Source organism: Dinghuibacter sp. (genome assembly GCF_035492835.1).
Taxonomy (GTDB): domain Bacteria; phylum Bacteroidota; class Bacteroidia; order Chitinophagales; family Chitinophagaceae; genus Dinghuibacter.
The window spans coordinates 1-10,850 of record NZ_DATJIY010000060.1; the positions used below are offsets into that span (position 1 = coordinate 1).

Genomic DNA, 10,850 nt, shown 5'->3' on the forward strand with positions numbered 1-10,850 from the left:
CTCGACGATAACATCGAAACCCTCCTGATGAACCTCGTCAAGGGCACCGGCGCCACCGGCCTCCGCGCCATGCTCCCGAAACAGAACGGCATCGTACGCCCGCTGCTGTTCGCGACACGGGAGGAGATCGTGGCTTACGCCAAAACGGAAGGCCTACTCCACGTCGAAGACTCCAGCAACGCAAACGATAAATACACCCGCAACTTCTTCCGCCACCGCGTCATTCCCCTGATCGAGGAGCGCTATCCCGAAGCGCGCCAAAACCTCGCCGCCAACCTGGCCCGCTTCCGCGAAGTGGAAACGCTCTACCGCGAGGCCGTGAACCGCCACCTCGAAGACCTGCTGGAGCAACAGGGCCCCGGCCACTGGCGTGTGCCCGTGGCAAAACTCGAAAGGGTGGATCCCCTCGACACTATCTTTTACGAGCTGCTCAACCCCTTCGGCTTCTCTCCCGCGCAGGCCGGCGAGGCTCAGGCATTGATCCACAGCACCACCGGTCATTCCGTGGCATCCGCCACGCACCGCGTCATCCGCGACCGGAAGTTCCTGCTCATCGTCCCCGTCGCACCGTCGAATGCCACACACATAACCATTGAGGAAGGCGCGACCGCCGCGGATTTTCCCGATGGCCGGCTGACGCTCACCCTGGCGCCCCCCGACGCGCCGTTGCCCGACATCCGCGGAACTACCGCGCCCAAGGGGTCCGCGCCCCGCGCCGCCCCCGAGCCCGTGGCGCACCTCGACGCCTCCAAGGTCCAATACCCCCTCCTCCTCCGCCGCTGGAAACCCGGCGACTACTTCTACCCCCTGGGCATGCCCAAGAAAAAGAAGCTCGCGCGCTTCCTCATCGACAACAAGGTCTCCGTCGCCGACAAAGAAAAGGTCTGGATCCTGGAATCCGCCGGTCGCATCCTATGGGTAGTCGGTCGCCGCATCGACGACCGCGTCAAGGTAACCCCGGCAACGCGGGAGATACTAAAAATCAGCGTCCAAAATGGGGATGCATCAACTGATCGATAAAGAAGGGAACGATGGCCGGCTGCCACGCGATCATAAACACCCAACCATAAAGCCCCCCCCAAAGGTGCGCGTCGTGGTTGATGTTGCCCAATTGACGCTTGCTGGCGTACACGCAATAGGCCATATACAAAACGGTATACAGTATCGCCGGACAGGGAATCGAAAAATAAAGGTATATGTTCTGCCAGGGGTCGAACAGGATCGACGCGAACAACAGGGCCGATATGGCGCCGGACGCCCCGATGCTCCGGTAGCTGAAGTTGCGGCGGTGACGGAAATAGGTGGGTATATCCGAAATGATCAACGCACTCACATAGAACAGGATATACATCATTGGCGTGAGGTTGGCCTCTATCATCCGCCCAAAGAAGTACAGGGTGATCATGTTGAAAAACAGGTGGAGGAAATCCCCGTGTATAAACCCACTGGTAATGAACCGGTAGTATTGCTTCTTGGTATCGATCATGTGCGGCCACATCGACAGATCGTCGAAAGCCTTTGGCCTGTTGAAGGAGGAAAGCGAGATGATGACGGTTATGATAATAATACCCAGCGTAATAGACATGCCATGTTACTTTTCGCGTCTAAGGTAATACAATGTTAGCTGTGATGATACTTCTCGTTACGCAAAATGGTACAAGCGCGGTATACCTGCTCGGACAGGATAAGGCGGACGAGCTGGTGGGGAAATACCAGGGTGGAGAGCGACCAGGTGAACTGAGCGCGGGCGCGCACGGTTTCGTCTACCCCGTAGGCGCCTCCGATCAGGAAAACCAGGTGCCGGCAACTGTCGTTCGCCCGGGTGGCGATAAATCCGGCCAGCTGTTCGGACGTCCAGGTCCGGCCGCGCTCATCCAGCAGGACGAGGTAGTCGTCGGGCGACAAGGCGGCCAGGATGGGGCCCGCCTCCTGGGGACGCGCATCGCCGGTATGCCGGGCTGGCGGTAAAATTTTCCAGGTACAGGAGTAATAGCGGTTAACCCGGGCCGTAAAATCCTCTATGCCTTCCCGGACATAATCCTCGTGTCCTTTCCCAACCGTATAAAAAGAAATGCGCATGTGAAACCCCCCGAAAACGATTGATGTAGTCTTGACGTAGTCCCCGGAATTCGGGGCGAAAGGTACATCATTTGTTTCTTTCTGGTCCTACAAAGCGTTTGCGAGTGCTTATGTATCACTTAAGCCGGTATTTTCGATGACTCACCGGCGGCCTCCCGGCCCCCGAATAGTTCACATAATCGTTGCTGCATGATGACAAATTTGAGGAAATGCGCGTTTTTGCTGATTTCGCTGGCGGCGGTCGGCCCCATAATGGCCCAACAGTCCACACCGGCCCAACAGCCCAAGCCCCCCGAGGGCTCCAAGCCCATGGCGATCAAAGGCGCCCCCAAGGACCCCACCGAGCTCAAGATCGATCAACTTATCAAGAAGATGACCCTGGCCGAAAAGGTCGATATGATCCATGCCAGTAGCTCCTTTACCTCTGGCGGGATACCCCGGCTGGGGATCCCGGAGCTGACAATGTCCGACGGCCCCCATGGGGTACGCCTGGAGCACGGCAGGGGCTGGGACGAGACCCTGGTCCATGTATTTGATTCCGCCACCTACTTCCCGACGGGCGTTTGTCTGGCCGCCACCTGGAATCCCCAGCTGGGGTACCAGCAGGGAAGCGCGCTGGGCAGCGAATCCAATGCCCGGGGCAAGGACGTCCAGCTGGGGCCTGGTATTAATATAATACGTACCCCCCTCAACGGCCGGAATTTCGAATATATGAGCGAAGACCCCTACCTGGTCTCCCGGATGGTGGTGGGGGAAATAAAAGGTATGCAGTCCCAGGGTATCTCGGCTTGCGTAAAACACTACCTGGCCAACAACCAGGAGATCGGCCGCAGCCACATCGACGTGGAAATGAGCGAGCGCGCCCTGAGGGAAATCTACCTCCCCGGGTTCAAGGCCGCGATCACCGAAGGCGGCGCCAACACCATCATGGGCGCCTATAATAAATTCCGGGGTCAGTTCTGTACCGAAAACGCTTACCTTATCGATACCATCCTCAAAAAAGAATGGGGTTTCAAGGGGATCGTGATCAGCGACTGGGGCGCCGTCCACAATACGATGGAAGCGCTGGAGAACGGCACCGACCTCGAAATGGGCACCGACCTGTCGATGCTCCCCAACCCCGATTACCACAAATTCTTCCTGGGCGACACCGTGATGACGCTCGTCAGGGATGGCGCCGTGTCCGAGGCGCTGGTGGACGACAAGGTCCGCCGCATCCTTCGGATCATGTTCAAAACCCACATGATGGACCACAGCCGCGCGAAGGGCGCTTTTGATACAAAGGCGCATCAGATGGTCGCGCGCAAGGTGGCTGAAGAAGGCATAGTTCTGCTAAAAAACACGCAAAATCTACTGCCGTTAAATAACAACGTCCGCCGCATCGCGGTCATCGGCGCCAACGCCGACCGCCCCAACGCCCAGGGCGGCGGCAGCTCCCAGGTGCGCTCCCTATATGAGGTGACGCCATTGCAAGGGCTGAAAAACGCCAATAGCAACGTCGAGATTACCTACGCCCAGGGCTACACCATCGCCCGTGGCGCCCAGGCCGACAAGGCCCTGATCGCCCAGGCCGCCCAGGCGGCGGCCCAGGCCGACGTAGCCATCATCGTCGGCGGCTGGACCCACGGTTACGACTATGCGGTGTGGAAAGACAACGCCTATGACGCCGAAGACGTCGACAAACCCGATATGAACATGCCCTTCGGACAGGACGAGCTGATCAAGGCGGTCGTCAAGGCCAACCCAAAGACGATCGTCGTGCTCATGGGCGGCGGACCGATCGACATGACGCAATGGGAAAACACCGTGCCTTCCATCCTCCAGGCCTGGTATCCCGGTCTCGAAGGCGGCACCGCGCTGGCGAATATCCTGTATGGCAAGGTCAACCCTTCCGGCAAGCTGCCGATGAGCTTCCCGGTAAAACTCGAAGACGTGCCCGCGCACAAGCTGGGTGAATATCCCGGTGACGACACAACCGTCCGCTATAACGATGGTATCTATGTCGGCTATCGTTACTACGATACCTACAAGGTGGCGCCGCTCTTTCCCTTCGGATACGGGCTGTCCTATACCACCTTTGGGTATAGCAACCTGAGCGTGACGCCGGCGGGTCCGGGTAAGGTGACGGTACGCTTCACCGTGCGCAACACCGGTACCAGGCCCGGAGCGGAAGTCGCCCAGGTATACGTACACGAGGCCAAATGTTCGGTAGACCGTCCGGAGAAGGAGCTGAAGTCCTTTGAAAAGGTGTACCTCGAACCTGGCGCTTCCAAAACCATAACCCTGACGTTGAACAAGGACGCCTTCCAGTACTACAGCGAAGCCAAACGCCAGTGGGTCATGGAACCCGGTCGTTTTGACTTCCTGGTGGGCAGCTCGTCGAGGGACATCCGCCTTACCGGGAATTTGGAACTCTAGGACACCGGAATTCGGAATTCTACCCCGGATAATAGATTCTTTTGTATATTGAGCCCCTTCATAGGGGTTCTTTTTTTAGCGCCCACATGAAGTGTGTATTTGACACTTAACGACCGAAACTTCAACATTCGAGCATTTTTATTAAACATTTTTGAACGAATTGCTGCATAAATGAAAGCCTTACAGCCAGCCGACTACATCGTTTTTTTGATTTACTTCTGTATCGTCGCCTTTTATGGTTATTGGATATACCGCCGCAAACGCAAGGCGCAAACCACGTCCGCCGACTACTTCCTGGCGGAAGGTTCGCTGACCTGGTGGGCCATCGGTGCTTCTCTGATCGCCTCCAACATATCGGCCGAGCAATTCATCGGTATGAGCGGCTCCGGTTTCCAGATGGGTCTCGCGGTCTCCACCTATGAATGGATGGCGGCGGCGACCCTCATCATCGTCGCGGTTTTCTTCATCCCCGTTTACCTGAAGAACCGCATCTTCACCATGCCCCAGTTCCTCAGCCAGCGGTACAACGACAAGGTGGCCATGATCATGGCGATCTTCTGGCTGGCCTTGTATATTGTGGTCAACCTGATGTCGATCCTCTACCTGGGAGCGCTCGCGGTGAGCGGTATTTCCGGGTTGAACATATATGTCTGTATCGTCGCCCTGGCGCTCTTCGCGGTGATCATCACCCTGGGAGGTATGAAAGTGATCGGGTATACCGACGTCATCCAGGTATTCTTCCTGATCCTGGGCGGTCTGGTGGCGACGTGGATCGCCCTGCACCTGGTGGCGGAAAAGTCCGGCACTTCCGGTCTGATCAACGGGTTCAAGATATTGACGTCCTCGGCAAACGACCACTTCCACATGATCTTCAAAAAGGACAACCCCAACTACGTCAGCCTTCCGGGTCTTTCCGTGCTGATCGGGGGGATGTGGATCACCAACCTGAACTATTGGGGTTGTAACCAATACATCACCCAACGGGCGTTGGGCGCCGACCTAAAGACCGCGCGCAGCGGTATTTTGTACGCGGCCTTCCTGAAGCTCCTCATGCCCGTGATCGTGGTTCTGCCGGGAATCGGCGCCTATGTGCTGTGGCAAAAGGGCATGTTCCACACCGAGATGCTCAGCTCCGCCGGTGTGGTCGACCCAAACAAGGCCTATCCCAACCTGATGACCCTACTCCCCGTTGGCTTCAAGGGCGTCGCCTTCGCGGCCCTGACGGCGGCCATCGTCGCCTCGCTGGCGGGCAAGGCCAACAGCATCGCCACCATCTTTACGCTCGACGTTTATAAGAAGGCGTTTAATAAGGAAGCCGACGAGGCCCACCTGGTCCGCATGGGTAAATGGACGGTCGTCGTCTCCATGCTGCTGGCCATCTTCATGTCGCTGGTTATCGGTGAAAAACTGATGGGTGAAGGCAAACAAGGCTTCAACTACATACAGGAATATACCGGCTTCGTTTCCCCGGGTATCCTGGCCATGTTCCTGCTGGGCTTCTTCTACAAACGCACTACGTCCGACGCGGCCCTGTTCGCCACTATCGGCGGCTTTGTCTTCTCGGTCGTATTGAAATTCCTGCCGTTGTGGGCGGACCTTAGTTTCCTTACGCCGTATGGGCTGTTCCAACCCAATTCCGCCAACGGTGGGAAATATGAGATACCGTTCATGGACCGGATGGGGATCGTCTTCATCCTATGCCTCATCGGTATGGCCATCATCACCAACATCCAGAACCGCCGGGGCATTCAGAACAAGGGGCTGATCGTCGACAAGTCGATGTTCAAAGTGTCTAAGGGCTTTGCCTTCGGGTCGGCGGTCATCGTAGTGATACTGACCTTCTTGTATACCTATTTCTGGTAGAATTGGTTATCTTGGGGGATGACCGAGCCTTCCCTCCTGCACCGGATCCGGGTCTATAACAGGGGCCGGATACCCCAGATGCTTGCCCTCAAGTACAAGGCGATGAGCACAAGCGCCTTTGTTTTCCTGCGGGGCACGGACCACTTGTTTTACGAGGACATACCCAAGGACAGCCCGCTGCTGGCTTCCCCCAAGACCTGGATCTGCGGGGACCTGCACCTGGAGAACCTGGGGAGCTTCAAGGGCGATAACGGCCTCGCCTACTTCGACCTCAACGACTTCGACGAGGCGGCGCTGGCCCCCTGCCTGCTGGACATCGCGCGCTTTGCCGTAAGCATCCATGTCGGCGCCGACGACTTGCAGCTGGACGCCCGGGGCGCCACGGCGCAGGTAAAGGCCTTCCTGGACCGGTACGTCCAGACGCTGGGCCGGGGATACATCCGCGTGCTCGAGCAGGAAACCGCCACCGGCGTCGTGAAGAACCTCCTGGAAGCGGTGGCGCAACGCACCCACCGGGAATTCCTTACGGGCAGGGTGGGGGAAAAGAAGAACAAGCCCCGGCTGATCCTCCGGCCGGGCCACTACGTCGCCATCTCCGACCAAACCCGCCAAAAGGTCGACGAGGCCTTCCGGAAATCGGCCCTTTATAAGGTCGACCCGGACTATTTTAAGATCCGCGACATCGCTTTTCGCATAGCCGGCACTGGTAGCCTCGGCCTGGAGCGCTATGTCGTCCTGGTGGAAGGGCGACCCGGCAAAAACCGGTACGCCCTCATCGATATAAAGGAGGCCCAGACGCCCAGCCTGCTCCAGAAGCACCACTTCCGCCAACCCGCCTGGGCCAGCCAGGCCGAGCGCATCATCGAAATCGAACGGCGCGTGGAAGCCGTGCCACCCGCCCTGCTCAGCACGCTGGACATCGGCGAAAAGTCGTTTGTCGTCCGGAAATTGCAACCCATGGAGGACAAGCTCGACCTGCTCCACTTCCGGGGAAAGATCAAGCGTTGCGCCCAGTTTGTCGATACGGTAGCCGATCTCTGCGCCTGGGGCGCCCTCAGGAGCGGGGGGCGTCAGGGTTCGGCGACGGCCGACGAGCTGATCGCCTTTGCGGGCCGCGCCGCCGACTGGAAGAAATACGTGGCGGATTACGCCTCCAAATACGCCGGGAAGGTCCGGCGGGATCACGCCAATTTCATCAAAACCGATGTGTCTGAACTCCTTCCTGTGTTAAAGAAAACATAAATGACTGCTGAAAAAGCAAAAGTTCCTATTTTGCCGCATGAATTTTAAGAAGACCAATACCATCGTTGGATGGATCATCTGTGCCATCGCCTGCACCGTCTTTGTGATGACCCGGGAAGCTACCGTCAGCTTCTGGGACTGCGGCGAGTTTACCCCTTGTGCCTACAAACTGCAGATTTCCCACGCACCCGGAGCGCCCCTCTTCATCCTGTTGGGGCGGATCTTCATCATCCTTTTCGGCGGCGGCTGGGATGCCACCGCGGCTAACGCGCACGCAGCCGTCCAGGTCAACCTCCTGTCCTCCCTGGCGAGCGGTTTTACCTGCATGTTCCTTTTCTGGACCATCACCCACCTGGCCAAACGCATGATGCTGGCCAAGGGAGAGGTACCGACGATGGAAAAAATGATCGTCATCATGGCCGCCGGGGCCGTTGGCGCGTTGTGCTTCGCCTTCTCCGACTCGTTTTGGTTCTCCGCCGTGGAAGCCATCGTGTTTGGCGTGTCTCCCCTCTTCATCTCGATGACCGTTTGGGCCATGATGCGGTGGGAAGAGGTGTCCGACCAACCGGGCGCCGACCGCTGGCTGATCCTCATCTGTTATATCATAGGATTGTCGATCGGCGTCCACCTGCTCTCGATCCTGAGCATCCCCGCCATCGTCATGACGATCTATTTCAAACGCTATAAGTTCTCCCGGTGGGGCATGGTTTGGGCTTTTCTCCTGGCCTGCGTCCTGACCGGTATCGTCCAGGTCGTCCTGATCCAATACAGCATCAAGCTGATGGGAGCCTTCGAGCTGATGTTCGTCAACGATTTCAGCATGCCGTTCAACTCCGGCTGCTACTTCTTTATCGTCCTGTTCCTGGGACTCGTGATCTGGGGTATCCGCTACGCGGTCAAGCACGGCAAGCGCTACCTGGAGATCGGGCTATACGGTCTGACGTTCATCCTGCTGGGCTATTCTTCCTATGCCGTGATCCTGATCCGCGCCAACGCCGATCCCGCGGTCAACATGCAGAACGTAAACAACCCCATCGAGCTCGTCGCCTACCTCGACCGTTCCCAGTACGGGGACTGGCCGATCCTGACGGGTCCGGACTTCAACGCCCGGCCGGTCAATTCGGTCGAGACGGGGAATATCTATTATAAGGACCTCACCACCGGCCGTTACGAGGTCGTGGGCAAAAAGCTGAAATACGAATACGATCCCAACGACGTACACTTCCTGCCGCGTATGTGGGATTCCGACAACAGCCAGGGTCACGTCGACTATTATAAGAGCTGGGCCGGCCTGGCCGAAGGGGAATCCCCCACCGGCGGCCAAAGGTTCTGGTTCATGATCGACCGGCAGTTCAACTGGATGTACTGGCGGTACTTCATGTGGAACTTCGCGGGTCGCCAGAACGACCTGCAGGGTCTGGGTAACGTCCGGGACGGGAACTGGATCAGCGGCATCCCTTTCTACGACAACTTCCGCCTCGGCGACCAGAGCAAGCTGCCCGAGTCCCTCAAGCACAATAAGGCGCGCGCGCCGCTCTTCATGCTGCCGCTCATCCTCGGCATCCTGGGGCTGCTCTACCAATGGAAGCGCGACAAGACCAACGCCGTCGTCGTATTCCTCCTGTACTTCTTTACCGGCATAGCCATCATCCTCTACCTCAACCAGGCCCTGCCGCAGCCCCGCGAACGGGACTACTCGTACGTGGGCTCGTTCTACGCCTTTGCGATATGGGTGGGGCTAGGCGTGTTGTTTGTCTACGAACAGCTCAAGAACCCCAAGCTGAAACTGACCGGCGTGACATCCGCCGGGCTGGCTGCGGCGCTCTGTATCGTGGCCGTTCCCCTGCTCATGGCCTGCCAGGAATGGAAGGCCCACGACCGTTCCCAAAAGACCCTGGCCCGCGACGCGGCTTCGGACTACCTGAACTCGTGCGCCCCCAACGCGATCCTGTTCACCGGCGGGGATAACGATACTTATCCATTGTGGTACGCCCAGGAGGTGGAGAATATCCGCCCCGACGTCCGCGTCATCGTCACCAGCCTGCTGGGGACCGACTGGATGATCAACCAGCTTACCCGCAAAATCAATGAAAGCGCCCCCGTCCCCATGAGCTGGAAACCCAGCCAGTACGTCGGCGACGCCCGCAACTACGTGCCCTTCTACGATCAGGGCGCGGTACGGGTGCCCAAGGACAGCGCCTGGGACCTCACCCGCCTGATGAATTTCATCGGCGACGATAAAAACCAGATGCAGACCCAGGGCGGCTATGGCCTGAACTACTTCCCCACGCACAACTTTTCGCTGCCCGTGGACAGGGAAACCGTACTGGCCAACGGCACCGTCGCCGCCAAGGACAGCGCGCGCATCCTGGACAAGCTGACGTTCAACTTCCCCAACAGCAACATGCTGAAGAACGACATCTTCGAATTCAATATCATCGCGGCCAACCAATGGCAGCGGCCGATATACTTCTCCCAGCCGTACGGCCTCGGTCTGACGAACTTCGTCCAGGACGACGGTCTGGCCTACCGCCTGGTGCCCCTGAGGCCCAATCCGCAGGAGCCCACGGTCAATGCCGACACCATGTATAACAACCTGATGTCGAAGTTCAAGTTTGGCGGCGCCGACAAGCAGAATATCTATTTTGACGAGAACGGCCGCCGCGTCCTGATCTCGATCCGCAGCTCCTTCTCCACCCTCGGCACCGTACTGGCCAACAAGGGTAATAAGGACAGCGCCCGCAAGGTCCTCGACTACGGCTACCAGAAGCTCAACCCAACGACGCTGCCCTACGGCATGGTGTCCTTCCGCAACCAGGAAGACATCACCTCCATGCAGTATGCCTACGCCTACTACCTGGCCGGCGACAGCGCCAAGGGCGCCCAGATAGCCGACGCCGTCATCCGCGACTGCCGCGAACAAGTCGACTACTACAACTCCCTAAGCGACAATGACGCCGGTGCCTTCACCGAAGACCTCCAAACCGCCAAAGCCATCGTCGGCCAGCTCGAACAACTCAAACAACAATTCTCCGCCAAGCCCCCCGCCCCCCTGGAGGGCTCCCGCCCCATCGGAAAGGATTCGTCCTCCAAATAAATTCGTCCTCCGGACAGCAGACAATACGAGAGCCCGCCCCCCAAAGGCGGGCTTTTTCGCGCCCGCACCTGATCTGCCCCCGTGCCGTCCTAAGCGCGCAAGGCGAAGGGAGTGGGGTGGGATGCCTCTTTTTTCCTGTTTTGCTGAGAAT

General features: G+C 58.2%; 7 protein-coding genes. 5 read left to right on the forward strand and 2 right to left on the reverse strand.

What is annotated here, in order from left to right; translation table 11 throughout:
- Positions 1 to 1,020: tRNA lysidine(34) synthetase TilS (gene tilS, locus VL547_RS05710; protein ID WP_325576145.1), on the forward strand; the 1,020-nt coding region annotated here is incomplete at its 5' end.
- On the opposite strand, the gene VL547_RS05715 is transcribed toward tilS, so the two are convergent.
- Together VL547_RS05715 and VL547_RS05720 are read right to left on the reverse strand one after the other, a co-directional pair.
- The gene (locus tag VL547_RS05715; RefSeq protein WP_325576147.1) at positions 983 to 1,585 is read right to left on the reverse strand and encodes a rhomboid family intramembrane serine protease; all 603 of its coding nucleotides are present in this window, start codon (positions 1,583 to 1,585) and stop codon (positions 983 to 985) included. The two genes, tilS and VL547_RS05715, sit on opposite strands and share 38 nt — an antisense overlap.
- 35 nt (positions 1,586 to 1,620) lie before the next feature.
- Positions 1,621 to 2,079 (reverse strand): 23S rRNA (pseudouridine(1915)-N(3))-methyltransferase RlmH, encoded by a 459-nt coding sequence (locus VL547_RS05720; RefSeq protein WP_325576149.1) that lies wholly within the window; start codon positions 2,077 to 2,079, stop codon positions 1,621 to 1,623.
- Positions 2,080 to 2,268: 189 nt separating this feature from the next.
- Between VL547_RS05720 and VL547_RS05725 the strand changes: the two genes are divergently transcribed.
- The 4 genes from VL547_RS05725 (at position 2,269) to VL547_RS05740 (ending at position 10,699) form a co-directional block, all read left to right on the forward strand.
- Positions 2,269 to 4,497: a glycoside hydrolase family 3 C-terminal domain-containing protein gene (locus tag VL547_RS05725; protein WP_325576151.1), complete on the forward strand. Its 2,229-nt coding sequence runs from the start codon at positions 2,269 to 2,271 to the stop codon at positions 4,495 to 4,497.
- Between the two features lie 171 nt (positions 4,498 to 4,668).
- On the forward strand, positions 4,669 to 6,360 hold the full coding sequence (locus VL547_RS05730) for a sodium:solute symporter family transporter (RefSeq protein ID WP_325576153.1): 1,692 nt from the start codon (positions 4,669 to 4,671) through the stop codon (positions 6,358 to 6,360).
- A gap of 18 nt (positions 6,361 to 6,378) precedes the next feature.
- Positions 6,379 to 7,602 (forward strand): DUF2252 domain-containing protein, encoded by a 1,224-nt coding sequence (locus VL547_RS05735; protein WP_325576155.1) that lies wholly within the window; start codon positions 6,379 to 6,381, stop codon positions 7,600 to 7,602.
- Positions 7,603 to 7,639: 37 nt separating this feature from the next.
- Positions 7,640 to 10,699: a DUF2723 domain-containing protein gene (locus VL547_RS05740; protein WP_325576157.1), complete on the forward strand. Its 3,060-nt coding sequence runs from the start codon at positions 7,640 to 7,642 to the stop codon at positions 10,697 to 10,699.
- Positions 10,700 to 10,850 lie beyond the last annotated feature (151 nt).